At 58.9% G+C, this 26,777-nt stretch carries 28 protein-coding genes; 11 read left to right on the top strand and 17 right to left on the bottom strand.

Going from position 1 to position 26,777, the window contains the following annotated elements; translation table 11 throughout:
* Positions 1–3 precede the first annotated feature (3 nt).
* From TRL7639_RS12255 to TRL7639_RS12245, 3 genes are read left to right on the top strand one after another with little or no spacing between them, the layout of a single operon-like run.
* On the top strand, positions 4–777 hold the full coding sequence (locus TRL7639_RS12255; protein WP_085795927.1) for a heme ABC transporter permease: 774 nt from the start codon (positions 4–6) through the stop codon (positions 775–777).
* A complete protein-coding gene (gene ccmD, locus TRL7639_RS12250) occupies positions 774–932 on the top strand; it encodes a heme exporter protein CcmD (protein WP_207559661.1) in 159 nt (52 codons plus the stop codon). Before TRL7639_RS12255 ends, ccmD begins: the two co-directional genes overlap by 4 nt.
* Positions 925–1,464, top strand: a complete 540-nt coding sequence (locus TRL7639_RS12245) for a DsbE family thiol:disulfide interchange protein (RefSeq protein WP_085795926.1) — start codon at positions 925–927, stop codon at positions 1,462–1,464. Before ccmD ends, TRL7639_RS12245 begins: the two co-directional genes overlap by 8 nt.
* Before the next feature lie 93 nt (positions 1,465–1,557).
* On the opposite strand, the gene TRL7639_RS12240 is transcribed toward TRL7639_RS12245, so the two are convergent.
* The 3 genes from TRL7639_RS12240 to acnA form a co-directional block, all read right to left on the bottom strand.
* Positions 1,558–3,042 carry a BCCT family transporter gene (locus tag TRL7639_RS12240; RefSeq protein ID WP_085795925.1) on the bottom strand — a complete coding sequence of 495 codons (1,485 nt, stop codon included), beginning with the start codon at positions 3,040–3,042 and terminating at the stop codon, positions 1,558–1,560.
* Positions 3,043–3,229: 187 nt separating this feature from the next.
* Positions 3,230–3,904: an SGNH/GDSL hydrolase family protein gene (locus tag TRL7639_RS12235; protein ID WP_085795924.1), complete on the bottom strand. Its 675-nt coding sequence runs from the start codon at positions 3,902–3,904 to the stop codon at positions 3,230–3,232.
* A 193-nt stretch (positions 3,905–4,097) separates the two neighbouring features.
* The gene (acnA, locus tag TRL7639_RS12230; protein WP_085795923.1) at positions 4,098–6,785 is read right to left on the bottom strand and encodes an aconitate hydratase AcnA; all 2,688 of its coding nucleotides are present in this window, start codon (positions 6,783–6,785) and stop codon (positions 4,098–4,100) included.
* 235 nt (positions 6,786–7,020) lie between these two features.
* Here acnA and TRL7639_RS12225 point away from each other — a divergent pair, with 235 nt between their 5' ends.
* On the top strand, positions 7,021–7,722 hold the full coding sequence (locus tag TRL7639_RS12225) for a DUF1223 domain-containing protein (RefSeq protein WP_085795922.1): 702 nt from the start codon (positions 7,021–7,023) through the stop codon (positions 7,720–7,722).
* Here the strand turns inward: TRL7639_RS12225 and TRL7639_RS12220 are convergent.
* The 6 genes from TRL7639_RS12220 to purB form a co-directional block, all read right to left on the bottom strand.
* On the bottom strand, positions 7,719–8,633 hold the full coding sequence (locus TRL7639_RS12220) for a lysophospholipid acyltransferase family protein (RefSeq protein WP_085795921.1): 915 nt from the start codon (positions 8,631–8,633) through the stop codon (positions 7,719–7,721). The two genes, TRL7639_RS12225 and TRL7639_RS12220, sit on opposite strands and share 4 nt — an antisense overlap.
* Positions 8,634–8,642: 9 nt before the next feature.
* Positions 8,643–9,506 (bottom strand): DMT family transporter, encoded by an 864-nt coding sequence (locus tag TRL7639_RS12215; protein WP_085795920.1) that lies wholly within the window; start codon positions 9,504–9,506, stop codon positions 8,643–8,645.
* Positions 9,507–9,841: 335 nt separating this feature from the next.
* Positions 9,842–10,909, bottom strand: coding sequence for a flagellar motor switch protein FliG (locus tag TRL7639_RS12210; protein ID WP_207559660.1), 1,068 nt, complete (start codon positions 10,907–10,909; stop codon positions 9,842–9,844).
* Positions 10,910–11,024: 115 nt separating this feature from the next.
* Complete coding sequence (locus TRL7639_RS12205) at positions 11,025–11,573, bottom strand: tetratricopeptide repeat protein (RefSeq protein ID WP_085795918.1); 549 nt, start codon at positions 11,571–11,573, stop codon at positions 11,025–11,027.
* Positions 11,574–11,674: 101 nt separating this feature from the next.
* The gene (locus TRL7639_RS23105) at positions 11,675–11,833 is read right to left on the bottom strand and encodes a hypothetical protein (RefSeq protein ID WP_165759804.1); all 159 of its coding nucleotides are present in this window, start codon (positions 11,831–11,833) and stop codon (positions 11,675–11,677) included.
* Positions 11,834–11,966: 133 nt separating this feature from the next.
* Positions 11,967–13,271 carry an adenylosuccinate lyase gene (gene purB, locus TRL7639_RS12200; RefSeq protein ID WP_085795917.1) on the bottom strand — a complete coding sequence of 435 codons (1,305 nt, stop codon included), beginning with the start codon at positions 13,269–13,271 and terminating at the stop codon, positions 11,967–11,969.
* A gap of 87 nt (positions 13,272–13,358) precedes the next feature.
* Between purB and TRL7639_RS12195 the strand changes: the two genes are divergently transcribed.
* The 4 genes from TRL7639_RS12195 to TRL7639_RS12180 all read left to right on the top strand — a co-directional run bounded on the left by TRL7639_RS12195 (position 13,359) and on the right by TRL7639_RS12180 (position 15,233).
* On the top strand, positions 13,359–13,691 hold the full coding sequence (locus tag TRL7639_RS12195) for a hypothetical protein (RefSeq protein ID WP_085795916.1): 333 nt from the start codon (positions 13,359–13,361) through the stop codon (positions 13,689–13,691).
* Between the two features lie 78 nt (positions 13,692–13,769).
* Positions 13,770–14,336 (top strand): hypothetical protein, encoded by a 567-nt coding sequence (locus tag TRL7639_RS12190; protein WP_133057650.1) that lies wholly within the window; start codon positions 13,770–13,772, stop codon positions 14,334–14,336.
* A 12-nt stretch (positions 14,337–14,348) separates the two neighbouring features.
* On the top strand, positions 14,349–14,627 hold the full coding sequence (locus TRL7639_RS12185; protein ID WP_085795914.1) for a hypothetical protein: 279 nt from the start codon (positions 14,349–14,351) through the stop codon (positions 14,625–14,627).
* An 18-nt stretch (positions 14,628–14,645) separates the two neighbouring features.
* Entirely contained in the window at positions 14,646–15,233 is a 588-nt protein-coding gene (locus TRL7639_RS12180) for a DUF502 domain-containing protein (RefSeq protein WP_085795913.1), read from the top strand.
* A 7-nt stretch (positions 15,234–15,240) separates the two neighbouring features.
* Here TRL7639_RS12180 and TRL7639_RS12175 read toward each other — a convergent pair whose 3' ends face one another.
* A complete protein-coding gene (locus TRL7639_RS12175; RefSeq protein WP_085795912.1) occupies positions 15,241–16,470 on the bottom strand; it encodes a bifunctional alpha/beta hydrolase/OsmC family protein in 1,230 nt (409 codons plus the stop codon).
* 409 nt (positions 16,471–16,879) lie between these two features.
* Here TRL7639_RS12175 and TRL7639_RS12170 point away from each other — a divergent pair, with 409 nt between their 5' ends.
* Both TRL7639_RS12170 and TRL7639_RS12165 read left to right on the top strand, forming a co-directional pair.
* Positions 16,880–17,623 carry a phosphotransferase gene (locus tag TRL7639_RS12170; RefSeq protein WP_133057649.1) on the top strand — a complete coding sequence of 248 codons (744 nt, stop codon included), beginning with the start codon at positions 16,880–16,882 and terminating at the stop codon, positions 17,621–17,623.
* 107 nt (positions 17,624–17,730) lie between these two features.
* Positions 17,731–18,612 carry a Hint domain-containing protein gene (locus TRL7639_RS12165; protein WP_165759803.1) on the top strand — a complete coding sequence of 294 codons (882 nt, stop codon included), beginning with the start codon at positions 17,731–17,733 and terminating at the stop codon, positions 18,610–18,612.
* A gap of 4 nt (positions 18,613–18,616) precedes the next feature.
* Here the strand turns inward: TRL7639_RS12165 and dddP are convergent, their stop codons facing one another.
* Positions 18,617–19,957: a dimethylsulfonioproprionate lyase DddP gene (gene dddP / locus TRL7639_RS12160; RefSeq protein WP_085795909.1), complete on the bottom strand. Its 1,341-nt coding sequence runs from the start codon at positions 19,955–19,957 to the stop codon at positions 18,617–18,619.
* A gap of 114 nt (positions 19,958–20,071) precedes the next feature.
* Between dddP and TRL7639_RS12155 the strand changes: the two genes are divergently transcribed.
* Positions 20,072–20,821 carry a heme-dependent oxidative N-demethylase family protein gene (locus TRL7639_RS12155; protein WP_085795908.1) on the top strand — a complete coding sequence of 250 codons (750 nt, stop codon included), beginning with the start codon at positions 20,072–20,074 and terminating at the stop codon, positions 20,819–20,821.
* Between the two features lie 30 nt (positions 20,822–20,851).
* Here the strand turns inward: TRL7639_RS12155 and TRL7639_RS12150 are convergent, their stop codons facing one another.
* The 6 genes from TRL7639_RS12150 to TRL7639_RS12125 form a co-directional block, all read right to left on the bottom strand.
* Positions 20,852–21,763 (bottom strand): hypothetical protein, encoded by a 912-nt coding sequence (locus TRL7639_RS12150; RefSeq protein ID WP_133057648.1) that lies wholly within the window; start codon positions 21,761–21,763, stop codon positions 20,852–20,854.
* Between the two features lie 210 nt (positions 21,764–21,973).
* Positions 21,974–22,774: a lytic murein transglycosylase gene (locus TRL7639_RS12145; RefSeq protein ID WP_085795906.1), complete on the bottom strand. Its 801-nt coding sequence runs from the start codon at positions 22,772–22,774 to the stop codon at positions 21,974–21,976.
* Positions 22,775–22,833: 59 nt separating this feature from the next.
* Positions 22,834–23,673 (bottom strand): amino acid ABC transporter substrate-binding protein, encoded by an 840-nt coding sequence (locus tag TRL7639_RS12140; RefSeq protein WP_085795905.1) that lies wholly within the window; start codon positions 23,671–23,673, stop codon positions 22,834–22,836.
* Positions 23,674–23,783: 110 nt separating this feature from the next.
* Positions 23,784–24,608 (bottom strand): SDR family oxidoreductase, encoded by an 825-nt coding sequence (locus TRL7639_RS12135; RefSeq protein WP_085796409.1) that lies wholly within the window; start codon positions 24,606–24,608, stop codon positions 23,784–23,786.
* 307 nt (positions 24,609–24,915) lie between these two features.
* Positions 24,916–26,322: a type I glutamate--ammonia ligase gene (gene glnA, locus TRL7639_RS12130; RefSeq protein ID WP_085795904.1), complete on the bottom strand. Its 1,407-nt coding sequence runs from the start codon at positions 26,320–26,322 to the stop codon at positions 24,916–24,918.
* Positions 26,323–26,365: 43 nt separating this feature from the next.
* Positions 26,366–26,704: a P-II family nitrogen regulator gene (locus TRL7639_RS12125; RefSeq protein WP_085795903.1), complete on the bottom strand. Its 339-nt coding sequence runs from the start codon at positions 26,702–26,704 to the stop codon at positions 26,366–26,368.
* Positions 26,705–26,777 lie beyond the last annotated feature (73 nt).

The following is a 26,777-nucleotide window of genomic DNA, read 5'->3' as shown; positions in this document are numbered from 1 at the left end:
GACATGACACAGACGTCCAAGCTCAATTCCCTGTGGGAATACGCCAACCCGAAGAAGTTCCTGTCCACGACCGAGCGGTTTTTGCCGGGGCTGTGGATCGTCACGGCCCTGTGCCTGGCAGTCGGGCTGATCTGGGGGTTCTTTTTCACGGGCGATGACTACAAACAGGGCTCGACCGTCAAGATCATCTATCTGCATGTTCCAGCCGCCCTGATGGCGATCAACGCCTGGCTGATGATGCTGGTCACCTCGCTCATCTGGGTCGTGCGCCGTCATCACGTCAGTGCCTTGGCAGCGCGGGCAGCTGCGCCCGTGGGGGCCGTGTTCACCCTCATCGCGCTGGTGACCGGGGCGATCTGGGGCCAACCGATGTGGGGCACCTGGTGGGAATGGGACCCGCGATTGACCTCGTTCCTGATCCTGTTTCTGTTCTACCTGGGCTACATCGCCTTGTGGGAGGCGATCGAAGATCCAGACACCGCCGCTGATCTGACATCTGTCCTGTGCCTGGTGGGGTCGGTTTTTGCAATCCTCAGCCGTTATGCCGTGAACTTCTGGAACCAGGGGCTGCATCAAGGGGCGTCCGTGTTCCGTGCTGGTGCCGTGACCGGGACCGACACGGCCGAGAAGGTGAGCAATGTCTATTTCTACCCGCTGCTGATCTGCATGATCGGCTTTGGCCTGCTGTTTGTGGCGCTGGTATTTTACCGCACCGGGACCGAGATCCGGGCCCGTCGGATCAAAGCCTTGCAAGCGCGTGAAAGGATGAGCGCATGATGCCCGATCTGGGAAAATACGCCGATACAGTGTTGTCGGCCTATGCGGCCTCTCTGGTGTTGCTGGTGGCCTTGGTGGTGATGTCCGTTCTGCGCGGCCGCAAGGTGCGGGCCGAGATGGAAGAGATCGAAAGAAGGTTGCGCCGGGATGGCTAAGTTTTCGCCTTTGATGATTGCCCCGCCGATGATTTTTGCCGGCTTCGTCCTGCTGGCTGCCGTTGGCATGTTCCGCGAAGATCCTGACAGCCTGCCATCCGCGCGCGAGGGGCAACCGGCCCCGCCCGTGGTGATGACCGAGTTTCCGGGCAAGACCGGGTTTGACGACGCCACGCTGCGCGATGGTCAGGTCAAACTGGTCAACTACTGGGCCAGCTGGTGCGCACCCTGCCGGGCCGAACACCCAAGCCTTGAGGCACTGTCGGAACAGGGCATTCCGGTCTACGGCGTAAACTACAAGGACAGCCAAAACAACGCCTCGGCTTTTCTGGAAGAACTGGGTGATCCCTACGCCGGGATTGGTCGCGACGAACAGGGGCGCATGGCGCTGGATTGGGGCGTCTACGGCGTGCCCGAGACCTATGTAATCGCGGGTGATGGTACCATTGTTCTGCGTTTTGCCGGGCCGATCACACAGCGGGTGATCGACAGTACGATCCGCCCGGCGCTTGAAAAAGCGGCTGGCAACTAACTATTTCCGCACAAGAATCCAGACCATCGCGCCGATAAAGGCAAAGGTGGTCAGGTTCATGAGCGTGTCTGTCAGATCTCCGATCAGCATCGCTTACACCTCCTCTTCCCGCAGGCCGCGGAACAGGCAGACCAGCAGCAGCACCGAGATAAAGACAAAGGGCAGGGCACCGACCGAGATCAATATCTTCACCGAGTTGACCGAACCCGACAGGATCATCGCCACGCTCAGCAGCCCCAATAGCACGCCCCAGATCAGGCGAATACGCGGCGCGGGGTTAGCGTCCCCGCCGCTGGAAAATGTCCCCAGCACAAAGGCCGCGCTGACCACGCTGGTGACGATGAACAGAAACGCAGCCAGAACCGTGGCCAGCGTCGTTACCGTGGTCAGGGGCAGACGATCCAACAGGCCAAAGGTCACACGCTCGACATTGGTTTCGGTCATCGACAGCAACTCTCCGGCACCGCTGAGCGCCTCATAGAGGCCGATGCCACCAAAGGCGCTGAACCAGAAGATCGAAAACAGCGTTGGCGCAAAAAGCACGCCCAACACGAACTCTCGGATCGTGCGGCCGCGCGAAATGCGCGCGACAAAGACGCCCACGAACGGCCCCCAGGCGATCCACCAGACCATGTACGTCAGGGTCCAGTCGCTGAACCACTGGCTGACGGCGTCGCCGTAAAATGTGAAGGTCTGAAACCCGCGCGGAATGACATGCGAGACATAATCGCCAAAGCTTTGAACCACAGTGTTCAGCAAGTACTCGGTTGGGCCAAGGATGATGGTGTAAAGCACCAGGGCGATTGCGATCAGCATGGCGGTGTTCGACAATTTGGCCATGCCTTGGCCCAGGTCGATCAGCAGGGCAGGGATATAGGCGGCAACCATTGCCACCAGAACGCCCCCGATGAGGTAAGAGGTGACCGGCCAATCAGTGAGGACGGACACACCATCGGCCACCTGAAACACACCCATTGCCATCGACCCGCCAACCCCGATAGCAATGGCGATGATCGCGGCAAAGTCGGAAAACCACCCCACAACTCTGGCCCATTTTTCGCCGGGAAACAGGGATATCAGCGGCGCGCCGACCATCATGCCGGTGTCCCGGCGAAAGCTGAAATAAGCAATGGTCAACGCGGTCGAGCCATAGATGGCCCAAGCGTGCAGACCCCAGTGGAAATTGGTCGCCAGCATGGCTTGGCGCGCGGCTTCGGGCGAGCCTTCGAACTTATCCATGAAGTGGTAATGGGTCAGCGGCTCGGCCACGGCCCAGAACAACAGGCCGACGCCCATCCCAGCCGAAAACAGCATGGAGATCCAAGAGGCGGTTGAAAACTCTGGTCGGTCGTCATCCTTGCCCAGTCGGATGTTGCCGTATTTGGAAAAGGCCAGATACAGACAGCTGATCAGCATGCCGCTGGCCGCAAGCATTACGAACCAGCCACGGCTGTGAAAGGTCTGATGCACAACGCCGCTGGCCCATTCGACCAGCCCAGCGATGTCCACGATGCCCCATATACCGACGGTGGCAATGACGATCAGTGAACACAACAGCAGTGCATTTGGTTTGCCCATTGGCAGGCTCCGGTCCCGAGATGATGTGGATTAGACTGCCGAAGCGCGTGACAAAGGTCCAGAAAATAAAGATAAACCGCGGCACGAGGCGCAATGCATACCATGGGGCTTGGCTCCCCCAGTTCGATGGGTTTTGCGGGCTACCCGCGCCGCTTAACTCATAATGGCAAACCCAGACCAAACCCTGTCAGCTAGCTCTTTCGATCACTCTGGCAATCTCTTTTCCGATCAGCGCTGATCCTTTGGCCGAAGGGTGAGTTCTGTCTGCGTCAAACAGGTCTCTCACAGGCGGGTCAAACACATCTTCGGCGTCGAGAAAATAGAGGCCCGCGTTTGACCGGGCCAAAATCTCGATGCGCCGTTCGATTTCAACCAAGCCGGGTCGGCACCCCCTGAATGCAGTTGTTTCCGGCGCTTTGTAATAGCCCAGCCACAAGACGCGCGCGCCCTGCGCTTGAGCCTTGGCTACCAGGTCGGGAATGGCGCCGGACTGGCTGTCTGTCGAGATCAGTTGATCGATCACATCGCCGCAGCGGGTGCATCCGCATGTGAACCCCAAGTCATTTGCCGCACCATTGGCGATGACCCAGTTCCATCGTCCCGGCGGCATCTGGCCGGGGATGCTCAAACCGACGATGCGAGCCAGATCGTTAGCTCCGATCTGGGCGCCAAAGGCGGCCCGGTTTACGACGTCACGGCCAAGTTCGGATGCCAAAGCGCTGCCAACGTCGCGGCCCTCGGCGCGGTTCCATGCCAGCACGGAATCCCCAATGACAAGAATGTCGCCGCGCTGCGCGGTCTGTTGCGCACAAGACCCCAGTATCCAAACCAGCAAAAATGCCACCATAAACCGCAAGACCATGTGCTCCTCAGTGGTTCGGTGCGTATTCACTCAGGATGTAAGGTGGGATCGCTTGTCGTCCAATTTGACGAAAGGCGGGGAGCTGGCGCCACCAATGTGCTTTGCGGGCAAACCCCTGTTCTGTCCAGCCCGCGTTTGAACGTATGCAACACGGGCCGGACAATGAGGCCGAGACCTATTGGAGGCGTTTCAATCAGTCCTTGGCGAGGTTGCGCAGCACAAAGTGCAGAACACCGCCATGTTCGATGTATTCAATCTCGGGCGCGGTATCGATCCGGCATTTCAGCGTGATCTCTTTCACCGTGCCGTCTGCCATGGTGATTGAGCAGGGCACCTCTTGCAGCGGCTCGACGTTGTCCAGGCCCGTGATCGTGACGGTCTCTTCCCCGGTCAAACCCAGCGTCTTGCGGGTGTCCCCACCGGTGAATTCCAACGGGATGACCCCCATTCCGACCAGGTTCGACCGGTGGATGCGCTCAAAGCTTTCGGCGATGACCGCCTTGACACCCAAGAGCGCCGTGCCTTTGGCCGCCCAGTCCCGCGATGAGCCCGCGCCATATTGCTCACCACCAAAGACCACCAGCGGCGTGCCATTGGCCTGATGCGCCATCGAGGCGTCATAGACGCTGCTCTGCGCCCCGTCTGGCCCCTTGGTATAGCCGCCTTCGACCCCATCCAGCATCTCGTTCTTGATGCGGATGTTGGCAAAGGTGCCGCGCATCATGATCTCGTGGTTTCCCCGGCGCGAGCCGTAGGAGTTGAATTCGCGCGGTTGAACCTGACGTTCGATCAGGTACTGACCGGCAGGTGAAGACGCGGCAAACGACCCGGCGGGTGAGATGTGGTCGGTGGTGATCATATCGCCCAACATCAGCAGCACCTTGGCGCCTTCGATGTTCTCGATGGTGCCCGGCTCTGGCCCCATGCCCTGGAAATAGGGCGGGTTCTGGATGTAGGTCGAATTGGGGGGCCAATCATAAGTCTCCTGCTGCGGCACCTCGACACCGCGCCATTTCTCATCGCCTTTGAAGACGTCGGCATATTTCGACTGGAACGCCTCACGGGTGACGGTCTTTTGTACCAGATCGGCGATCTCTTCGGTCGAGGGCCAGATGTCTTTCAGATAGACGTCATTGCCGTTCTTATCCTGCGCGATCACGTCTGACGACAGGTCAATGTCCATGGTTCCGGCCAGCGCGTAGGCCACCACCAGTGGCGGCGAGGCAAGGTAGTTGGCGCGCACATCCGGGCTGATCCGCCCTTCAAAGTTTCGGTTGCCCGACAGGACCGAAGTGGCGACCAGATCGCCCTCGGCAATGGCGTCGCTGATCTCTTTCTGGATCGGACCCGAGTTGCCGATGCAGGTGGTGCAGCCATAGCCAACCAGGTTGAACCCGATGGCGTCCAGATCGTCCTGCAGGCCAGCCGCCTCCAGATAGGCGCTGACCACCTGTGACCCGGGCGCGAGCGAGGTTTTGACCCACGGCTTGCGGTTCAGCCCCATCTCGGCGGCCTTGCGGGCCACCAGACCCGCGCCGATCATCACATAGGGGTTCGATGTATTGGTGCACGACGTGATCGAGGCGATGACGACCTTGCCGCTTTCCATGGTGTAGTCTTCGCCTGCAACAGCAACCTCTTTGCCCATGGGGCGTTTAAAGGTCTCTTCCATTTCACGCAGAAAGGCGGTCTTGCCGTCGCTCAGGGCCACGTAATCCTGCGGGCGCTTGGGGCCGGAAATGGCCGGAACAATCGTGCCCATGTCCAGATGCAGGGTGTCGGTGTAGATCGGCGCATAATCCGCATCGCGCCACAGCCCGTTTGCCTTGGCATAGGCCTCGACCAATGCGATCCGGTCCTCATCTCGGCCGGTGTTGGTCAGATAGCGGATGGTTTCGCCGTCGATCGGGAAAAAGCCACAGGTCGCGCCGTATTCGGGGGCCATGTTCGCGATGGTGGCGCGATCGGCCAGCGGCAGGCGGTCCAGACCGTCACCATAGAATTCCACGAACTTGCCCACCACGCCTTTTTCGCGCAGCATTTCAACGACTTTCAGCACCAGGTCGGTGCCGGTGGTGCCTTCCATCATGGCACCGGTCAGTTCAAACCCGATCACTTCGGGGATGAGCATGGAAATCGGCTGACCCAGCATCGCGGCTTCGGCCTCGATCCCGCCAACGCCCCAGCCCAGAACGGCCACGCCGTTGACCATGGTGGTGTGGCTGTCGGTGCCCACCAGCGTGTCGGGATAGGCAACCTCGACCCCGTTCTGGTCCGTGTCGGTCCAGACGGTTTGCGCCAGATACTCCAGGTTCACCTGATGGCAGATGCCGGTGCCGGGCGGCACCACGCGGAAGTTGTCGAACGCGTTCTGTCCCCATTTCAGGAAAGTGTAGCGCTCCATGTTGCGCTCATACTCGCGGTCCACGTTCATCTGGAACGCGCGCGGATTTCCGAACTCATCAATCATCACCGAATGGTCGATGACCAGATCGACGGGCACCTGCGGGTTGATTTTCGACGCCGAGCCCCTGAGGCCCACGATCCCGTCGCGCATCGCCGCAAGGTCCACAACGGCCGGAACCCCGGTGAAATCCTGCATCAACACGCGGGCCGGGCGATAGGCAATCTCGCGTGGGTTCTGACCGCCATTTGCACCCCATTCGGCAAAAGCCCTGATGTCATCGACCGAGACAGAGAAATCCCCATCCTCGAACCGCAGCATGTTCTCCAGCACCACCTTGAGCGCGGCGGGCAGCTTGGAAAAATCGCCAAGCCCAGCCTCGGTCGCGGCGGGGATCGAGAAATATGATATGGTCTTGCCATTCACGCTTAGCTCACGGCGTGTTTTGGCGGTGTCCTGTCCAACGGTGATGGGCATAAGGTGGCTTCCCTCTAATGAGATGTGAGAATGAGGTTTTGCTGTTGGTTTTGTGCATGACCCGGTCCCCTGTTTCAAGGGGAATGGCCCTGCGTCCAACGTCATGTATGCAATTGTATACATTTTTCAACGCCCATGTTTCGGATTATTCACTGGCCTCTCAAGAAACCTTGATTGGCGTTTGAAAGCGTCCCGGCTTAGACCTGTTTGCACCCCAAGCAGGATAGTGCCAGCCATGAAACGCGCCCTTTTTTCAGTTGCTCTGACCGTATTGTCGGCCAGCGTAGCCATCGCCGAAAACAGCAACCCAGTTGTCGTCGAGCTGTATACGTCACAAGGGTGTTCATCCTGCCCGCCAGCCGATGCCCTGATGCAGAAACTGGCCGAGCGGGACGACGTGCTGGGGTTGGCGCTGCACGTGGATTATTGGGACTACATCGGGTGGAAGGACGAATACGCCAAACCGTCCCACACCACGCGCCAGCAGGGGTATGCGCATGCGGGCGGGCGTACGATGATCTACACGCCGCAGATGGTCATCAACGGCAACGAAAGCGTGGTTGGCGCGCGTGGAATGGAGCTGATGGAGCTGATCGCTCAGCACCGTGACCGCACGCCCCTAGCGACGGTCGAGACCACCAAATCCGGCGATGAGGTCGAGGTCAGCATTGTGGCATCCGAAAAACTGCCCAAGGGCACCTATGCCGTGCAAGTGGTCCGCTATGCGCCGATGCGCCACGCCAGCATCAAACGAGGAGAGCTGGCAGGCCATGATCTGGACTATGCCAACGTGGTCGACAGCTTGAATCTGTTGGGTCGCTGGGACGGAGCAGAGGACGCGAGTTTTACCGTGCATCTTGCTGATGGCCTGAAAACCGCAGTTCTCGTGCAGGTGCCGGGTTATGGCCCGATCGTGGCTGCGGCCAAGCTGGATTAACCTTCGGGGGATCCCAGACCGTTCCACATTTTCCAGCGACGGTGGATCCAAAACCACTGATCCATGTGCTTGCGCACCATAACCTCTAGATCGTCGTTCATCTGTTGGGTCATGGTTGTCGGGTCGGTGTGTTCCAGCGGTTCGTGCAATACGATCTCAAAATCCAGGCCATTGGGGTCCCGCACGGCGTAGCAGGGAATGGTCACGGCCTTGTATTTGATCGCCAATTCCGCGTTCAACACGGATGTAACAGCAGGCTGGCCAAAGAACTGCAGCTCTTCGCCGCCATGGGCGTGCAGGTCGGACACAATTGCAATGATGCCGCCCTTTTTGAGCGAGCGCACCATTTCCATCATGCCGCGGCGGCCCTGTTCGAACATCGGCTCGCCGGTTTTGTGAAAGGCGTCAACGTAGATCTTGTTGAAATAGGGGTTTGCCATGCGGCGATACAGACAGCCGATGGGTTTTTGCACCCGGTGCTGCAGGGCCACACGCGCCGCCAGGTAGTGGCCAAAATGCGCGGTGATGAACATGACCGGGCGCCCCTCGGCACAGGCTTGTTCAAAGGCCTCGATACCGGGGCCCGAGACTTTGGCGTTCTTCTGGCGCTCGGTGAAATCCTCGGGCGAGAAATGCTCCATCACGGCGCGGCCAGCAGTGTTGGGGACAGACTTGGTCAGACGCTTCACCTCGGCCTCGGGCAGGTCCGGGCAGGCCAATTTCAGATTCTTGCGCACCCGCTTGCGAAACCCCACCAAAGGCGAGACAGTACTGATGATCGACCCCATGGCCGCGATCCGTGTGTCATACGGCAGCTTGCGCATACCGGCGATGAACGCGCGCAGAAAAAAATAGGACGCACGGTATTTCGCCCGCTCAATCCGGGAAAGTTCAGACTTTTCTACGGGCATGACTGCGCCTCAGGAGTTTCGTGTTTCTCGATGCCACACATATAGGCCCGCCCCAGCGATCACAAGCGCACCGCAGATCGTCCATGTGTCGGGAAACTCGCCAAAGAACACCGCTCCCCAGACAGCCGCGAACCCAAGTCCGCAGTACGCATAAGGCGCCAGCATTGAGGCCTGGCCCAGGGTAAACGCCCGGATCAGCAGCATTTGGGCGATGGTGCCAAAACCCGCGACCATCGCGATCAGGCCCCAACTGGTTGCATCGGGCATCTGAGCATAGGGCGGGGCGATCAGTGTCATGATCACGGTGCCCACAAGACCAGTGTAAAAGAGCGAGGTCCAGACATCTTCGTCCGAGCCGACCTTACGGGTGAGCAGCGCATAACCCGTGTAACAGCAAGCCGCCGCCAGCGGATAGAGCGAGGCCAGAGAAAAGACGCTGCTACCTGGGCGGATGATAATCAATGCGCCGCACATGGCGACGATGATGCCAACGATCCGGCGGGGACCAAGAGGTTCGCGCAGAAAGAGCGCTGCACCAAGTGTAATCAGAACCGGGTTGACGGACATCAGTGCCGTGGCATCGGTAAGAGGTATGAGCGACAGAGCCAGAAAGAAAAATCCGGTGGCTCCCATCAACAGCAATGAGCGCAAGAATTGCAGAACAGGGTACTTCGTGCGCACAACCCGATGCAGGCGCGGCAGAACCAGGACAAAGACTAGTAGCATTTGCCCACCATAGCGTGCCCAAAGGCTGGGAATGACACCAAAACGCGGGGTTAGAGCTTTGACCGAGGCGTCCATCAGCGTGAAGAACAGAATGGCTCCGACCATCAACAGAATGGCTTTGCCTTGGGTGTCTGGCCCGTTGGTCATGGGCGTGAACAGTTCAATGGTATCATCCTGGGGCCTGCCGCTGTGGATCGCTCGAAATTCGTGAGCATGCTAACGTCATAGGCACGACCAGGGTGGCTGTCCATGCGGGAAACGCAACAAAAACAGAGCACCGCAGCGTAATGTGCTCATGGGCCGAGAGACAGCGAACAAAACGAAGACGTGGCAACCGGGCGCGTGTGTTCCAGACAGTTTTCCGGGTGGCCACGCATCAGGCAAGGGAAGGGCGCCGATCACCCACGGATCGTGTCAAAGTTCCGCCCGATCAAACTGGTCTGCCTGCTTGGCAGACCATTCAAGATCATGGCGGCCGAGGCTTACTCGTCCTCCTCGTCTTCGACCACCAGTGTAATGGTGCCTTCTTCTTCCAGCTCTCGGATCGCGTTGACCACAGCGTTCATTGCCCGCTCGCCATCCGTACGCTTGATGGTGCCGCGTTCTTGCACCTCCTCACGTAGGTTGTCGGCCATTCGGGCGGACATGTTGCCCAACAAGAACTCGACCACTGGCGCGTTTTTCTCATCTGTCGCAGCGGCCAGGGCGGTGATCAGATCATCCTGATCCACGGCCCGCACCACAGCAGGCACGTCACGCGTTGTGACCCGTTCTGGGATGTGGGCGAAGGTAAAGATCATCTTGCGCACCGATGTGGCGAATTCCTGATCCTCGGCATCCAACGAGTCGAGCATGTCGTCGCGGGTGTTGGCGGCGGATTGGTTCAGAATGGCGCCAACGCGCTTTTCGGGGTCATCGGCAAAGGCGGATATCGGCCGTTGATCCATCTGAGCAACCAGGGAAAACCCAATACGGTCAACAGCTTCTGGTGTGACCTTGCCGGTTTTTGACACCGCATAGGTGATCTGGCGGGCCATTGGTCCGGGCAATTGCCCCAACATTTCCGCCGCTTTGGGGGTGTCCAGCTTCGACAGCAGTACGGCGGCCACTTCGGTGCTTTCGGCCTGGGCCAGTTCCGCCAGTTCACCAGCAGAGAGAGCTTTGAGCCGCACCCAAGGGTCGCCCGATTGCTTGACGCCGGCCTGTTTGCGCAGTTTGGCGGCCGTACGTGCGCCGATCTTCCCGTCGAGCACAGTAAGCGCGCCAGCCAGATCATGGGGCATCGACAGGCCGATCCCCTCGAGCGCCTCGGCAAACTCATGCGCGACGGCCCCCAGGGTCACCCGGTCCACCAACCCAATTTCGCCCATCTGCTCGGTCAGCTTGGTTTGCAGGTCTTCGGGCAACTCCTCCAAAGGAATGTCCGCGCCTTCGTTCAGCAATAGGCGGACGACAATGGCCGCCTTGGCCCGCCCGCTGAGTTCCCGAGGAACGCGCACGCCTTCTGACATCGGGGCGTCCGCGTTCATTGCGATTACACTGTCCGTCATTGGCGGGGCCAATGGGGCCAGTTGCATCAATGCTCTGTCGTCTTGCATCTTTTTGCCTGCACATCCGTCATCGTCGCGATCACGCTACGCGCAGGCCGTAAAGAAAGACTGAAAATCAGTAGCTGTATGTGGTTCCTGTACGGATTGCTTCGCGCAGCGAGGCTTCGGCCCAGGATCCTTCGCCACCACGGGCCTTGATCTCACGCCATTGGGCAATCGCCAGATCAAGTTTCCCTTGTTCGACAAAGCCTTGGCCCATGTAGCTGCGCGCCAGAATGTTGTCGGGGTTGGTGGTGATCGCTTTGTCGTAATAGGCATTGGCCAGTTCGATCTGACCCAGCTTGCGGTGGGTGAAGCCCCAATAGGTCAACACGCGGTCGTCGTTTTGATCAGCCATTGCCGACAGGACGCCCTGTGCGTCGTCATACCGACCCGCATAAGCCAGCTCGCGCACCGCGCCATACAGCGTGTCGGTGTCCAGCGACGATTTCTTGGGTTTCACACAACGCTTCTTTTTCTCGTCCCAGACGCGCACCCCCTTGCAGGTCTTGGTGGTCTCAGACGGCTCTGGCGGGTTGGTCCATGTGGTGCCTCCGTCGCCATTGCCGCCAGCGGCAAAAGCATATCCGGGCAGGGCGATGGTCAAGGCAAGAAGAACACGCATTACAGTCACTCCGATTGATCACTTGATCAGAGTTTAGTGCAAAAAAAGACGGACGCCCCTCAAATCAGCGCGTCCGCAATAAAAAACCTGTGAGATGTATGTCAGCTGTTGACGATTTTGACGCAGCTTTGGCTGTTTGCATCCCAGGTGGTGCCTGCTGCGCAGGATTGCACCTGATGTTCGCGCCCCGAGCACCCCATCGCCGCAGCGATCGAGGGCAGCAAGAGCGCCGCGGTCAGCACAAGAGTTCCGACTTTCATGATCCGTCCTCCCATTTTGTGGCCACAGGATACGCCGAGACGGATCATTTCCAAAGGGAAAGTTCCTGGTGAACGTGCAAACGAAAAAGACCGGCACAGGGGCCGGTCTTTCAATCGCATGAGCTTGCTTCTCTTAGTCTTTGAAAACACGCTTGAAAATCGTATCGACATGTTTGGTGTGATAGCCCATGTCGAACTTTTCGTTGATGCCGTCCTCGCCCAAGGCTGCAACCACATCAGCATCCGCCAGCAACTGTTCGCGGAAATCGACGCGGTGTTCCCAGACTTTCAAAGCGTTGCGCTGGACCATGGAATAGGCGTCTTCGCGGCTGACACCGGCTTGGGTCAGGGCCAGCAGCACACGCTGCGACATCACCAGGCCGGGGAACTTGTTCATGTTGTCCAGCATGTTGTCAGGGAAGATCAGCATCTTTTCGACCACACCGGCCAGACGGTGCAGGGCAAAGTCCAGCGTGATGGTGGCGTCGGGACCAATCGCACGCTCAACCGAGCTGTGGCTGATGTCACGCTCGTGCCAAAGCGCCACGTTTTCCATCGCGGGCACAACGGCCATACGCACCAGACGGGCGAGGCCGGTCAGGTTTTCGGTCAGAACCGGGTTCTTCTTGTGCGGCATCGCCGACGAGCCCTTTTGACCCATCGAGAAGAATTCGGCACCTTCCAGAACTTCGGTGCGCTGCATGTGGCGGATTTCAACGGCGATGTTTTCGATCGAGCTGGCGATGACGCCGAGCGTTGCAAAGAACATCGCGTGGCGGTCGCGCGGGATCACCTGTGTGGAAATCGGTTCGGGGCGCAGCCCCAGCTGTTCACAGACGTGATCCTCAACCGCAGGGTCAATATTGGCGAATGTGCCAACCGCGCCCGAGATCGCGCCAGTGGCAATTTCCCAGCGGGCTTTTTCCAGACGGTTCTTGTTGCGGTCCATCTCGGCGTAGAAACGCGCGAATGTCAGGCCCATGGTGGTAGGTTCGGCGTGGATGCCGTGGCTGCGGCCCACGCGAACGGTGTCTTTGTGCTCATACGCGCGGGTTTTCAGCGCGGCCAGAACCCGGTCTACCCCTTCCAGCAGGATGTCGGCAGCGCGCACCAACTGCACATTCAGGCAGGTGTCCAGCACGTCCGAGCTGGTCATGCCCTGATGCACGAAACGGGCTTCTTCACTGCCCACATGCTCGGCCAAGTGGGTCAGAAACGCGATGACGTCGTGTTTGGTGACGGCTTCGATCTCGTCGATGCGATCCACGTCGAACTCGACATCTTTGGCTTTCCAAACGGCTTCGGCGTTCTCTTTCGGGATCACGCCCAGATCAGCCATGGCATCACAGGCGTGCGCCTCGATCTCGTACCAGATGCGGAATTTGGTCTGGGGCGACCAGATGGCGACCATGTCGGGGCGGGAATAGCGGGGAATCATTGGTGGCGGCACCTTATTGTGATTGGCACGGGGGATCGCGCGCGTCTTAAACTCGTGGCGGCAAATGAACAAGGCAGGAGCGGGTATATGAGACGGTTTGCCCTGATTTTGGCGGTTTTGGTAGGGGCAACAGCCGCAAATGCCGAACCCAAACCCGAAGACGCGCGGGTTTTGGACGCGTTGATGGGCAAAAAGCTCGATTACGGCGATGGGGTCTGGCAGGACTTTCGGTCCTCGATGAAGACGCTGTATTACTCGGGCCGTCCCAGCTGGGGCTATTGGTCGGTGCGCAATGGCCAGTATTGCTCGCAATGGCCGCCATCCAGCCTGTGGGCCTGCTATGATATCGAACTGACCGTCAGTGGCGTCAGCTTTGTGGGCGAGCGTGGTGATGTCACCATCGGGGCTTACGCAGACTGACGCAGGTTCGGATTTTCGGTTTACATTTCGGGGCTTACGCTGGACACTTGCTGCGATTGAACAGTGAGAGAGGCAATTATGCCGAGAAGTGTTTCCTTGCGGCTGATTTCTGCCGTGCTTGGCGTTGCTGGATTGGTCCTGCCATCTGCCGCGCTGGCCGAGATGCCGGTCACCTATATCGAAGACAATCGCGCGCTGTTTTACGTCAGTGCGCCGGATTTCTGGCAGGTTCGCGCAGGCGGTGCCCGCGCGATCACTCCACCCGGATCTGACGAGGCGCGGTTGATCAACCGTGTCATCGGGTTCGAGCCGGTGGCCGAGCAGGGTGTCTGGGTCGGTTTCATGTCGCCCAACGGTGTCTCGACCTTTGCCGAGGCGCAAGAGTATCTACGCAACATCGGCCAATCTGTGGTGGATAACCCTACGGTGGACAGCAGCAAACCTGCGACGATCGGAGGACGTCGCGCGCAGAAGTTTGCGGGACACGGACGCAGGGATGGTCGGGCCGTCAATTTCACGGCAGTGCTCATCGATCTGCCTGGATCGCGGGTTGCAATCTCACTCTCGGTGATCGAGGCAGGCGCAGATCCTGCATTGATCGATGACGTGAACGCGATTTACGCGTCGTTCCGTGCAGCGCGATAGAAAGGGCAGACCATGCGTATGAAAAAGTTTGTCCTTGGCTGTGTGATGGGGGCAGCAGGTCTGATCCTTGCGGCCTGTGATCCCAACACGACCACATCGTCAGGCGGGTCGGTCTATTATGACAGCATGATGTGGAACGACTATTACTATGGTTATCCGCGACCGCCGCGCCCGGAGCGTCCACGGCCCGAGCATCCGATTGCGCGTCCGCCCGTCGCACGTCCACCCGTTGCCCGGCCACCGATCCATCGCCCCCCTGTGGCGCGGCCTTTGCCAGGCCGGGTGCGCTGATTGCGGAACGAAGACCTCATGAAATCGAACATGCTTCGCCGGTTTGTGGCCGGCGTGCTGATCGCGATCCCGCTCGTGGTGCTTGGGATCGCGCTTTATACTTTGTCCGAACTGTTTCAGATCATCGGCGATCCGCTTTTTGGTCTGATCGATACAGGCACGGCGCTTGATCCGATCCTTGAGCATCTTTTGGCGGGTCTTGCTGCCGTTCTTGCCGTCTATCTGTTGGGATACGCGGCAGAGCTGCGTGCTATCGAAGACCGCATCGGTCGTCTGGATCGCCTGCTGGTTCTGTTGATGCCTGGGTATACGATGATCAAAGGGTTCATCGGCGGGGTGGTGAAGGAAGACAGCCTGATGGAAGGGTTCCGCCCGGTCCTTGTGGAAACCGTCGACTGCACCCGCATCGGCTATGAGATTGAGCGCGCGGCCAGCGGCAAGGTCGTGGTCTTCCTGCCAAACGCCCCCGCTGCCAGCACCGGAATCATCGCCGCCTACGAGGCGAAACGCGTGACCCGGTTGGACGTCCCGCCGCACCGGGTCATGGAGCTGCTGAGTTTTTATGGCGCGGGTCTGACCGAACTGGGCAACGCGCAGCCCAAGTAAGGGGGGATCAGGCGGGCTCTTTTGCCCGCTCCAATATCGTCTCGACCTGGCTGCTGGCCTCCAGCGTGCGGTGAACAGGGCATTTGTCGGCAATCTCCAGCAGGCGCGCCTGCTGATCGGCGGTGAGCGGCCCCTTGAGGTGGATGCGCCGGGTGAAGCGGTCGATCTTGCCACTGGCGGCAGAATCGGCGTCTTGCGCATGCACTTTGTTGTGGCTGACATCCACGCTGACGCTTTCCAGCGGCCATTTCTTGCGGCGGGCATACATGCGGATGGTCATCGACGTGCAGGCGCCCAGACCGGCGGACACGAACCCATAGGGCGACATGCCCTGATTGGTGCCGCCATACGACAGCGGCTCGTCCGCGACGGCATGGTGATCCGGTCCCGATTGCACATCCTGACGGAACCCGTCTGGATCTGCCTCGGACACACGCACGATGCCTTCGGGCGTGCCGGGAGGCGGGGCAGGTGGCGTCAGGTCCACATAACGTGTTGCCCAGGCCGCGATGACGTCGGCCGCATATTCGGCATCTGCTGCGCGGGTGATCAAGTGGTCGGCATCATCCAGAGTGACAAAGCTTTTGGGATGTTTGGCAGCCAGAAAGATCTCGGCCGCGTTGTCGATGCTGACGGTGTTGTCCCGCGGTGCATGCAACACCAAAAGCGCGGCGTGGAGCTCGGCGATGGCGGGTTTCAAGGCGGCCTCGGAAATATCGTTCACAAAGTCCCTCCCGATGCGGAAGGGGCGACCGGCCAGGCAAACCTCGGCCGAGCCTTCGGTCTCGATCGTGGGCAGGGCGGCGTCGAAATGGTGCGAGACATGACCTGGGTCAGCAGGCGCACCCAAGGTCACGACGCCCTTGACCGACGGGATGCCGGCCCGCGCGCGCAGCACTGCTGCCCCACCCAGAGAATGTCCGATGAGCAGTGCCGGAGCCATCCGGCGTGAGGCCAGATATTGCGCCGCCGCGATCAGGTCCTGCACGTTCGAGGTAAACGTGGTATTGGCAAATTCCCCCTCGGAATGACCAAGCCCGGTAAAATCGAACCGCAACACGGCGATCCCCATGGCCGACAGGCGCGCAGCGATTCGGCGCGCGGCTGGGATGTCCTTGGAACAGGTAAAGCAATGGGCAAAGAGCGCTGTCGCCAACACCGGGCCGTCTGGCAAATCTAGCCGGGCCGCCAGTTGGTTGCCATCGTGACCGGGAAAAGTGATGCGTTCTGTGGGCATATCGGGCTCATTTGCTGCGCGGGTGGGATCGCCCCAAGATGGGCTGCGAAGGGGCCGCGCGACAAGGCCTGTGACAGGCTTGTCACAGCATGGTGAGGGAAGCGGAGCCACAGTTTCTTCACAATTGTTCTCAATTTGTGCGCAATCCCCTCAAATTCTCTTCAAACTCTTCTGTCAAACCCAAGTCTCAATCGAATACCAGAATTTAAGCGAAGAACGACATGTAATCCGACGGCGTGGCTTGGGGGCTGCGCGCTTGTCCCGGCAAGCGGGGGTATCAGCGATGCTGGACCTGACGAGTGAACATGAAGTTGTGACGCCCCCCTGGCGTGATCGCGTTTGTTTGGGTCTAAAGGGGAAAATTAACGAAGTTGCGCGGGCGATTGCCGGCGACACGGACGCACGTGATATGACTTTTACGCTGATCAAGGAATCGGCGCGGTCCATCTGTGCCGAAGTGGAAATTGACGGGCAGAGCGCATTCCTCAAGCTGTTTGACGGCGAGGGAGAGGCAGATCAATTGGCCTATATGCGGGAAAAGACCTGCTTGCTATCTTTTCGGGGCAGCGGTTTGGTGCCGCGCATCCTGGCCTTTAGCAATCCAGGGCGGTTCGTGATCACCGAATGGGTCAGCAAAGGGCAGGTTCAGGATCGCCTGGATCGGCTCAGCGCCGAGGACACCGGCGCCAAGCTGGGCCGTTGGTTGGCGCGCTATGACGCCGTCAGCCCAGCGGAATCGGCCTGTGGTAACTGGTATTCCTATCTGAACCGTTTTGGTGCCGAGATCGATTTGCAAGCCGTTGAGACTGCGCAAGATCTGTTGTTGGAAATTCCGCTGTGCGGCCGTTCACTGGCACGCAACGATGCGGCGCTTGGCAATTTCATGCTGACCCACAAGGGCGACATCATCGCTTGTGATTTTGAGGCGGCAACCATGCGCCCGCGGGGCTGGGATTACCTGCAGCTTTATCGTGCGCTGATCCTGCGTTTTGCCGACCGCGCGGCTGATGCGGTTGAGGCGTTTGCCGACGGTTACGCCGCCGAGCACAAAGGTGCGTTGATCGCAGATGAGCTGAACGTCGTGGCGCGCATCTTGTTCTGTGCCGAGGCAGTGGCAGGCCGCAAGGACCGCGAGGCACTGGCATGGCTGTAGAGACATTAACCATTTCGCTGAGCAATACTCAAAAGATCAAGGGAAGCAATTTGATCTCCGGCGATGTCGATGACAATCAAATTGTCACTGTTTTGGACGGTGGAAATTTGAGCGGTCGAACGTACGAGTTCGAAAAATGGGGAAAGGATACGCCAACCGAACCTGGAGCGGGACCAGGTGGAGATGACGAATTCTATTTTGACCTTTCTGGGTTCGACGACAACTTTGACATCGAAATCAAAAGCTTTGACCCGTTAGATTGCTTTATCTTCACTAATTTCGACAGCTACAGCGTGGTCGGCAACGTCTGGACGTTTGACTATACCGGTTCGGACGGGCAACCGCACACGGTTTCGATAGACGCGGAATCCACCAATGGCACCGGTGTGGCCTGCATTGTGGTCTGTTTTGCCAAGGGAACCAAGATCCGCGTGCCAGCGGGGCAAATGTCGATTGAGGATCTGCAGGTCGGCGACATGGTCCATTGCGGCGACGGTATGCAGCGGCCAATCCTTTGGATTGGCAGCCGTGCCATTGATCAGCAGACGTTGGACCTGCACCCCGAATTGCGTCCGGTGCAGATCAAGACGGGTGCGCTGGAACCGGGCTATCCCGCCCGCGACTTATACCTGTCGCCCCAGCATCGTGTGTTGTTGCGCGACTGGCGGGCGGAGCTGTTGTTTGGTGAGGATGAGGTATTGGCAACCGCATCGTCATTGATCAACGACAGCACCATCCGGCCGGATATGGAGTGTACGCAGGTCGAGTATTTTCACCTGCTGCTGGACGGGCATCAGACCGTCTTCGCCAACGGGGTCGAGTGTGAGACGCTGATGCCGGCAGAGATGGCCCAAAACGCCTTGCCCGCCGAAGCCCGGACCGAGATTTGTGCGATCTTCCCGGAACTGGCAACGGACCTTGGATCGTTTGGTCCGCTGTATCGCATGGCCCTGAAACCGACGGAAATCAGGGCCATGATGGCGCTATGAGCGCTTATTGCCCCATCAGAGCGGGATCAAAGGGGTATTTGGTCAGGTTTTCATAGCCGTCTTCAGTGATGAGAACCTGATCCTCAAGCTTGATCGAGAAGGCACCGCCAACGGCACCCACGCAGGCCTCGACACACAGGACCATGCCGGGTTCCAGCGGATAGTCATAGGCGCCTTCGACCGCCGCGTCGGGGTAGGCGACCAACGGCCATTCATCGCACAGGCCCACGCCATGCATCAGGCAGCCGTATTTTTGCGCCTGAAACTGATCATCCAATCGGTGGGCGTTTGCCGTCAGCTCGGGGATCATCACACCGGGTTTCAGCATCTCCATATTGGTCATGATGTGCTCATGCGCGTGTTGCATGGCATAGACCATGTCGGCGGGCGGTTTTTCGTCCCCGATCCACCAGCTGCGCGAGATGTCGATGCAGATGCCGTATGACCCGACCAGGTCGGTGTCGAACGAGATGATCTCGTTTTGTTGCGTGATCCGGGGGCCACATTCCTGGAACCAGGGGTTGGTGCGCTGGCCCGATGCCAACAGGCGGGTTTCAATCCATTCTCCGCCGCGGCGGATGTTTTCCGCGTGCAGCACGGCCCAGATGTCATCTTCGCTGGTCTTGCCGTCGCCTACGTTGGCGCGGGCGAACTCCTCCATCGCGCGGACGGATGTTTCGCAGGCATGGCTGGCACATCGCATGGCCAGGATCTCGTCCGGGCCTTTGACGGCGCGGCATTTCTCGGTGAGCTCTTCGCCTTCCATGATCTCGAAGCCCTGCGCCTCTAAAGCGCGTAGCCCGTGCAGCATGATCTTGTCCACGGCCAGCCGCATGTTACCGCCGCCGTGCTCCTGGATCAGGTCGCGCACTTCGTTCGACAGCTTGTCGGCGGCCACGTCCACTTTGTCGCCGCGATCGAAATAGAACAGGTCTGCGCCCGAGCGCTGCTCGCGCACCAGTGGGTTGAATTCGGACAAGAACGGCGACTGTTTGTAATCCCAGATCACCATATAACCATCTGCGCACAACAGCAGCGCGCGGAATGGGTTGTGGGTGTTCCACAGCTGCATGTTGGTCGAGTCGGTGGCATAGCGGATGTTGAGCGGATCAAACAGCAGCACGCCGCCATAGCCTCGGTCGATCACGTGTTGGGTCAGTCGCTTCCAGCGGTGTTCGCGCATCCGCTCAAGATTGGGCAGGATCAGCCCGGCGGCCTCCCATTCGGCAAAGGCCAATTGCGTCGGGCCGATCTCGACCCGGTCGTTGTCGTTGGGGGTTCCATCCCCCAGGGTCGGGCCCTTGTTGGGGTCGATCTTGCGTCGGTCTCGGTAATGCTGGTTCACTGACTGGCTCCCTGTCTCTTGGCGCCAATTGTGCCACCCGGGGTGACGCCGTGTCCTATCGGAAAGCGACCGACACATGTGTCGTTTTTCGTCGGCAGGTGCTAGGGCAGGGGAATGAAAGAGATCCTGCAGACATCGATTCCCTACGATTTTCAAACTGCCAAGGCATTGCCCGGTATCGCACCTATAGGTGACGAGGCGTGGTTGCATCAGGATGAAGCCTTTGCGGGGCAGATGGCGTATCGCGATGAGTTGATAACCCGGAAACGCGACAAGGTGGTGGCCATCGATGAGGCAGCGGTGCCTGCTGCTCGGGAACTTTTGGATGAGGTGTTGGCACAGATTTACCCGGGGCAAACAAACCAGGTGCTGCGTGCTGATGGCGTCCGAGTCCCTCTGGACCGAGATAACCCATTGGGGACGTTGGGACGCATCGTGCAGGAAGATTTCTGTATTTTGCAGAAACAGGGTGATGAGCACGTTCTTACAGGTGCTGTTTTGTGTTTCCCGGCCAGTTGGACCCTGTCCGAGAAGTTCATGCGCCCATTGATCGGTATTCACGATACGGTGGATTCATACGACGCAGGCATCGCCAAGCGGGTGCAGCGTCTGTTTGACGGGGTCAAGGCAGAGCGTCCCATGTGGCGGTTCAACGCATTGTGGTACGTGGATCCGGACCTGCACCAACCGCGTAGCATTCATGACAGACGCAAGCATCCCGATCCTGCGAACGCCAGCTATTTTCGCTCCGAGCGGCAGTGCATCCTGCGGTTGCCGCAAACTGAGGCGGTCGTTTTTTCAATCCACACCTATATTTTGGCAAAGAGTCACGTGCCAAACGACGAAAGCCCCGTCACTCGTTAGAGCACGGGGCTTTGCATCTATTGCCGCTTGTCACATCGGAAGGATGGACATCACGCTTGCCATGGCGCCCGAACTTTGCAGAAACACCAGAGCGCCGGTCAACGACAGCACTTGAGTGTTCAAGCGAAAATCTTCGCCACGGGCCAGATTGACCGCAGCAAGGGACAGCGCCACCGGGGCCGATACAAAGGCCAGCGTGCCGGTCATCGCCCAACTGGTCAGACGACGAATGTCGTTCTGCGCCCGATCTTCGGGTGACAAACCATCCAGCTCATCAGGATGCGGATCGCTGCGGAACGCCAAGGCCAGGGCCTCTTCGTCAGTCAGTTCGATCAGCCCGAATTCGCCAATATGTGGTTTTTGACCTGCAATTGTGTCGTAGCGCATCGCCAATCCGGGCGCCGTCTCGTCAATTGGCGCAAAACGATCGCCGTTATCATAGACGATTTCCTGGCGACCGCGCACTCGTCGCGGTGACACATTTGCGAATGCGCCCAGAAATTGGTCGATGGTCAGTGAGACATTGGGATCGAGCCATTCGATATGCTCGGAGGCATAAAGGTCGACCATGCGGTAAAGCATCACCACCAGCATCAGCTCGGTGACATCGCGGTCGTCGTGCTGCTCGGACACGGGACAGAGCGAAATCACCAGTCTATTGCGGACGCGGACTCGGGTGTCCTTTTTCCCGCGGTTCAATCCGGCGGCGTCATCCAGACGCGCCGTGTGGTCAGCGCACACAGGATTTGGATCGAGCGTCAGCTTTACGTGGAACTGGCTGGTGACGATCCGGGCCTCGTGCGGGCCTGAAAGTGTTTGTCGTTCAACTGAATGGCCGTAGTCCTCGAGCGTCGCCGTCACAATGCGGCTGAACCGGTCTAATGAGCCGTTTTGGTTACCCAGGAATACTAGTCCACCGTGATACTTGCCTGTCTGTGTCACAGTGAGAATCCTCCGTTGTGTGTGTTCTCGAGATCAAAACTACTCCCCGATCAGGGAGAAATTTTGACCCAAACAGACAGATCACGGGGCAATCTTGGGTTTTGTCTCAGATTGATGACAGATCGGAAACCAGTGTTTTTATGGAAAATTCGTTGAAATTTGACGGAATTGGGGCGACCAAAGGGCGGACACAAGGCTGTGATGCGACTTCTAGTTGTCTATTCGGGCCCCCATGATAGCAATCGACTTTTGGTACACAGTGGCCGCATTCCATTGCTTTATCACTGCAAAATTGGGCTCGCCGGGCTGATATCCTTTGCCGGGCTTCCATCCCTTCTGACGTAGGAAGTTCGCCGTAGAGGCGAGTGCATCGGTCAAGTTGTAGAAATCGACCCTACCATCTCCGGTTGCATCGACCCCATAGGTCAACGCGTTGCCGGGCAGAAACTGGGTGTGGCCCAGCTCGCCATGTTTGGCCCCCTTGGTGGCAGAGGTGATCGCGCCCTGATCCACGAGTTTGAGCGCGCCGATGGCGTGAGGGATGAAAAAATCTGACCGGCGGCAGTCATAGGCCAGCGTGGTGATTGCCGAAACAACCTGACTGTCGCCCATGAAATTGCCAAAGCCTGTTTCCATGCCATGAATGGCGATCAACACGCCTGCGGGCACGCCATATTGCCGCTCGAGAGTGGCATAGAACTGCGCGTTGCGGGCCTTGCGCTTGCGCCCTTGGGCAACGATGGTGTCAGCCCCACGGATCTGCATGAATTTCTCAAGAGAATAGCGAAAACTCTTCTGGTTGCGGTCCGCTGCAATAGTTCGGGTGGCATAGCGGGCTTGTGCCAGGGCTTGTAAGCCACGTTTGCGAACGCCTGCTTTGCGGGCTTGTTTGGCAAAGTCATTCTTCCAGGCTTCAAACCCTGATCCGGTGTTGCCGCAAGGGGCTGCCAGAACGGGTTGGGCCAGCAGGCCAAGGGCGAAGAGGGCTGGGATCAATATGGATCGGGGCATGGCATATCTCTCGCTTCGTCAAATTGGTGCGCCGGGGAGGTTTTCCCCCGGCAGCAGGATCAGGGCAGCGTCGGTGCAACCATATGCAGGGCATCCAGAGCAAAGCCAGGCTTGACACCCGGCAGAGCGGTCTGGAAAATGTCGGCCATCGCGCCTGTGCCGTAAAGCTCGGACAGGACGCTGTCGACCAGCAGGCGGAAATCAGCATCCCCGCGCGCCATCGCCAGACCATGTTTTTCAACCGTCATGATCTCGCCCGAGATCTTGAAGTCATTGCCCATACCTGCGGCGATGTAGTTCACCAACAAAATGGATTGATCGGCAAAATAGGCCGAGATCTCGCCGTTCTTGAGGGCGGTGATCCCTGCAGGGTGCGTGTCAAACCGGACCATCTGTGCCTTGACTCCTGCCGCCGAGAACGAGTTCTTCACGGCTTCTTCGGTGGTGGTGGCGCTGCGCATCCCGATTTTCTTGCCCGCCAGTTGCCGCAGATCACCGCTGGCTTCACGGGGCAACAGCACGTCGGTGCCGTCGATGTATGTGGGGATCGAGAAGTCCACCAGCTCCCGGCGGCTGAGCGTGATTGTGGCCGCACCACACAGCAGGTCGATTTCACCGCTTGCGACCTTGTCGAACCGAGTTTTGGAATCAACCGGGATGAAGGTGGCGTTCAGCTCGGTCAGCTCTAGCTTGTCGGCGATGGCCTGGGCGATCTGATCGCAGATGATGGGGGAATAGCCAGCGGGTTTGTCGTTGGCATCTATGTACGACAAGGGGGCCGCATCTGTGCGGAACCCGATGTTGAACTGTTTGGTCTCTTTGATGCGATCCAGGGTCTGGGCCGCAGCTGCCCCGGCAACCAACGTGGCGGTTGCCAAGGCAAGGGAAAACAAGCGCATGAAAACGTCCTTTGTGTTCAAACTCATCCAAGCGTAGCCGGAGCCGCGCTGAACACAAAGGGGAATGTGACAGGCCCCCGTATCAATTCCCGTATCAATTCGCGGCGGGTTTAAGCCAACGCGAGTTGCGCCTTGAGGTTGCCGATAAACGTCGCATCGTCCTGTGCCTTACGGGCTGCCAAAAAGGACACGGCATCGGCGCCGGCGGTATAGCGCAGCGTGGGGGTTCCGTCGGTGACGGCGGTCCAGATCACTTCGGCCACAAGATCGGGGTCGGAACCGGTGGCGCCAGAGCCAAGTTGTGCAAAGGCCTGCATCAAGCCTTGGACGGTGGGCGCATAGTCAGGCAGTTCATCGCTTTGAGCAAAATCGAACGAGCGGCCGCCAAAATCCGTGCGGATCATGCCCGGCTCGATGATCTTCATGCGGATGCCAAGGGGCTCTAGCTCATAGTGCAGCGCTTCGCTCAGGCCTTCGACGGCAAATTTGGTGCCGTGATACAGCGTGCCAAGGGGGAAGGTCATCTTGCCACCGATCGAGCTGACATTGACGATGGTGCCGGATTTCGCCGTGCGCATGTGGGGAAGGACGGATTTGGTCACCTCAAGCACGCCAAGGACATTGGTGTCGAACTGACGGCGGATGCGGTCCATGTCAAAGGCCTCTAACGGGCCATAGGCGCCATAGCCTGCGTTGTTGAGCAGGACGTCGATGGTGCCAAATCGGGTAAGGGCGGCCTCGGTCGCGGACCGGATCGAGGCGCTGTCGGTCACGTCAAGCCGGGTGACTAGGAGATTGTCAAGCGAGGCAAGGTCTGAGCCCGCTGTCGGGTCCCGCATGGTGGCCACAACGTTCCAGCCACGGGATTGAAACAGCTTGGCGGTCTCGCGGCCAATGCCCGACGACGCGCCGGTGATGAAGATGGTCTGTGTCATGAGGGGTCTCTTGGTTGAAAGCGATGACCCAGAGATGAGGTTTGAGGAAGGGACCTGCAAATGCAGATAGCGCCAAACTGCTTGCGGATAGTGCCAAGCTGATTGCGCCAAGCTGCGCGGCCATTCGGCCTTGCGTCCTGCGGACGGCAGGGGGGCCAGGCTCATGCGGGCAAAGCCCGCATGAGCCTGGCCCAACGGGAGGAGATGTCCCGCAAGGGGCATTGACGACGGGCGGGAGTGCTTCTGCCTCACACAGAAAAAGGGCGCCCCGAAAGGCGCCCTTGATCTTGTTTCGAACCGCTGAGGATCAGCAGCTGTAATACATGCCGTACTCAACCGGGTGCGGCGTGTGCTCGTAGGTTTCGACCTCTTCCATTTTCAGCGCGATGTAGCCGTCGATCTGATCTTTGGTGAACACGTCGCCCTGCAGCAGGAAATCGTGATCAGCAGCCAGCGAGTCCAGAGCCTCACGCAGCGAGCCGCAGACGGTCGGGATGCCGGCCAGCTCTTCGGCGGGCAGGTCGTACAGGTTCTTGTCCATGGCTTCGCCCGGATCGATCTTGTTCTTGATGCCGTCCAGACCGGCCATCAGCAGAGCGGCAAACGCCAGGTAGGGGTTTGCGGCCGGATCGGGGAAACGGGCCTCAACGCGCTTGGCTTTGGGCGATTCAGTCCACGGAATACGGACACAACCGGAACGGTTACGGGCCGAGTACGCGCGCAGAACAGGAGCCTCAAAACCCGGGATCAGGCGCTTGTAGCTGTTGGTCGATGGGTTGGTGAAGGCGTTCAGCGTCTTGGCGTGCTTCAGGATGCCACCGATGAAATACAGCGCTTCGCTCGACAGATCCGCGTATTTGTCACCCGCAAAGAGCGGCTTGCCGTCTTTCCAGATCGACATGTTCACGTGCATGCCAGTGCCGTTGTCGCCATAGATCGGCTTCGGCATGAAGGTTGCCGATTTGCCGTAAGCATGCGCCACATTGTGGATCACGTACTTGTACTTCTGTAGCTCGTCGGCCTGTTTGGTCAGGCTGTCAAAGATCAGACCCAGTTCGTGCTGGCACGAGGCAACCTCGTGGTGGTGCTTGTCCACTTTCATGCCCAGACGCTTCATCGTCGACAGCATTTCCGAACGCAGGTCTTGGGCTTCGTCGATCGGGTTCACGGGGAAATAACCGCCCTTGACGCCCGGACGATGGCCCATGTTGCCCATCTCATACTCGGTGTCGGTGTTCCAGGACGCGTCGGTTGCGTCCACTTCGAACGACACTTTGTTGATGGTGTTCGAGAAGCGAACATCGTCAAACAGGAAGAATTCGGCCTCAGGGCCCATGTAGGCCACGTCACCGATGCCCGATGCCTTCAGATAGGCTTCGGCTTTCTCGGCGGTGCCGCGCGGGTCACGCTCGTATTTCTCGCCGGTGTCGGGCTCAACGATCGAGCAGTGGATGCAGATGGTTTTTTCTGCATAGAACGGATCGACATAAGCCGACGTGGTATCGGCCATCAGTTTCATGTCCGAGTTTTCGATCGACTTCCAGCCTGCGATCGAGGAACCGTCGAACATGAAGCCTTCTTCGAGGAAGTCTTCGTCGACCAGATCCACGTCCACGGTGACGTGCTGCAGCTTGCCGCGTACGTCGGTGAAGCGGATGTCGACGTATGCCGCATCCTCATCCTTGATCATCTGGAGAACTGCGTCTGCGCTCATTCCCTATGTCCTTCTGATTGATGTGTCGGTTGTACTGTGAATTTTACAGCGCGTCCGAGCCGGTTTCGCCGGTGCGGATGCGGATTGTCTGTTCGACGGGGCTGACGAAAATCTTGCCGTCGCCGATCTTGTCGGTCTTGGCTGCAGCCACAATGGCGTCGATGGCTGCGTCGACCTGATCGTCGTCCAGCACCACTTCGACCTTCACCTTGGGCAGAAAGTCGACGACGTATTCGGCGCCGCGATACAGCTCGGTGTGCCCTTTTTGGCGACCAAATCCCTTGACCTCGATCACGCTGAGGCCCTGAACGCCCACGTCCTGCAGCGCTTCCTTCACCTCGTCCAGTTTGAACGGTTTGATGATGGCTTCGATCTTTTTCATGGCACTACCTCGCATGCTTGTCATCGGCTCTCAGATCACGTCTAAGTTTTGCTCACAATCGGATTGCGCACGG

Source organism: Falsiruegeria litorea R37 (assembly GCF_900172225.1).
GTDB lineage: Bacteria > Pseudomonadota > Alphaproteobacteria > Rhodobacterales > Rhodobacteraceae > Falsiruegeria > Falsiruegeria litorea.
Note: the sequence above shows the minus strand (reverse complement) of the source record. Positions and strands in the feature narration are given on the sequence as shown.

Excerpts from the sequence above, each read along its gene's own strand:
- TRL7639_RS12255 (WP_085795927.1), top strand. The coding sequence starts at position 4 with ATGACACAGACGTCCAAGCTCAATTCCCTGTGGGAATACGCCAACCCG.
- ccmD (WP_207559661.1), top strand. The coding sequence starts at position 774 with ATGATGCCCGATCTGGGAAAATACGCCGATACAGTGTTGTCGGCCTAT.
- TRL7639_RS12245 (WP_085795926.1), top strand. The coding sequence starts at position 925 with ATGGCTAAGTTTTCGCCTTTGATGATTGCCCCGCCGATGATTTTTGCC.
- TRL7639_RS12240 (WP_085795925.1), bottom strand. The coding sequence starts at position 3,042 with ATGGGCAAACCAAATGCACTGCTGTTGTGTTCACTGATCGTCATTGCC.
- TRL7639_RS12235 (WP_085795924.1), bottom strand. The coding sequence starts at position 3,904 with ATGGTCTTGCGGTTTATGGTGGCATTTTTGCTGGTTTGGATACTGGGG.
- acnA (WP_085795923.1), bottom strand. The coding sequence starts at position 6,785 with ATGCCCATCACCGTTGGACAGGACACCGCCAAAACACGCCGTGAGCTA.
- TRL7639_RS12225 (WP_085795922.1), top strand. The coding sequence starts at position 7,021 with ATGAAACGCGCCCTTTTTTCAGTTGCTCTGACCGTATTGTCGGCCAGC.
- TRL7639_RS12220 (WP_085795921.1), bottom strand. The coding sequence starts at position 8,633 with ATGCCCGTAGAAAAGTCTGAACTTTCCCGGATTGAGCGGGCGAAATAC.
- TRL7639_RS12215 (WP_085795920.1), bottom strand. The coding sequence starts at position 9,506 with ATGACCAACGGGCCAGACACCCAAGGCAAAGCCATTCTGTTGATGGTC.
- TRL7639_RS12210 (WP_207559660.1), bottom strand. The coding sequence starts at position 10,909 with ATGACGGACAGTGTAATCGCAATGAACGCGGACGCCCCGATGTCAGAA.
- TRL7639_RS12205 (WP_085795918.1), bottom strand. The coding sequence starts at position 11,573 with ATGCGTGTTCTTCTTGCCTTGACCATCGCCCTGCCCGGATATGCTTTT.
- TRL7639_RS23105 (WP_165759804.1), bottom strand. The coding sequence starts at position 11,833 with ATGAAAGTCGGAACTCTTGTGCTGACCGCGGCGCTCTTGCTGCCCTCG.
- purB (WP_085795917.1), bottom strand. The coding sequence starts at position 13,271 with ATGATTCCCCGCTATTCCCGCCCCGACATGGTCGCCATCTGGTCGCCC.
- TRL7639_RS12195 (WP_085795916.1), top strand. The coding sequence starts at position 13,359 with ATGAGACGGTTTGCCCTGATTTTGGCGGTTTTGGTAGGGGCAACAGCC.
- TRL7639_RS12190 (WP_133057650.1), top strand. The coding sequence starts at position 13,770 with ATGCCGAGAAGTGTTTCCTTGCGGCTGATTTCTGCCGTGCTTGGCGTT.
- TRL7639_RS12185 (WP_085795914.1), top strand. The coding sequence starts at position 14,349 with ATGCGTATGAAAAAGTTTGTCCTTGGCTGTGTGATGGGGGCAGCAGGT.
- TRL7639_RS12180 (WP_085795913.1), top strand. The coding sequence starts at position 14,646 with ATGAAATCGAACATGCTTCGCCGGTTTGTGGCCGGCGTGCTGATCGCG.
- TRL7639_RS12175 (WP_085795912.1), bottom strand. The coding sequence starts at position 16,470 with ATGCCCACAGAACGCATCACTTTTCCCGGTCACGATGGCAACCAACTG.
- TRL7639_RS12170 (WP_133057649.1), top strand. The coding sequence starts at position 16,880 with ATGACTTTTACGCTGATCAAGGAATCGGCGCGGTCCATCTGTGCCGAA.
- TRL7639_RS12155 (WP_085795908.1), top strand. The coding sequence starts at position 20,072 with ATGAAAGAGATCCTGCAGACATCGATTCCCTACGATTTTCAAACTGCC.
- TRL7639_RS12145 (WP_085795906.1), bottom strand. The coding sequence starts at position 22,774 with ATGCCCCGATCCATATTGATCCCAGCCCTCTTCGCCCTTGGCCTGCTG.
- TRL7639_RS12140 (WP_085795905.1), bottom strand. The coding sequence starts at position 23,673 with ATGCGCTTGTTTTCCCTTGCCTTGGCAACCGCCACGTTGGTTGCCGGG.
- TRL7639_RS12135 (WP_085796409.1), bottom strand. The coding sequence starts at position 24,608 with ATGACACAGACCATCTTCATCACCGGCGCGTCGTCGGGCATTGGCCGC.
- glnA (WP_085795904.1), bottom strand. The coding sequence starts at position 26,322 with ATGAGCGCAGACGCAGTTCTCCAGATGATCAAGGATGAGGATGCGGCA.
- TRL7639_RS12125 (WP_085795903.1), bottom strand. The coding sequence starts at position 26,704 with ATGAAAAAGATCGAAGCCATCATCAAACCGTTCAAACTGGACGAGGTG.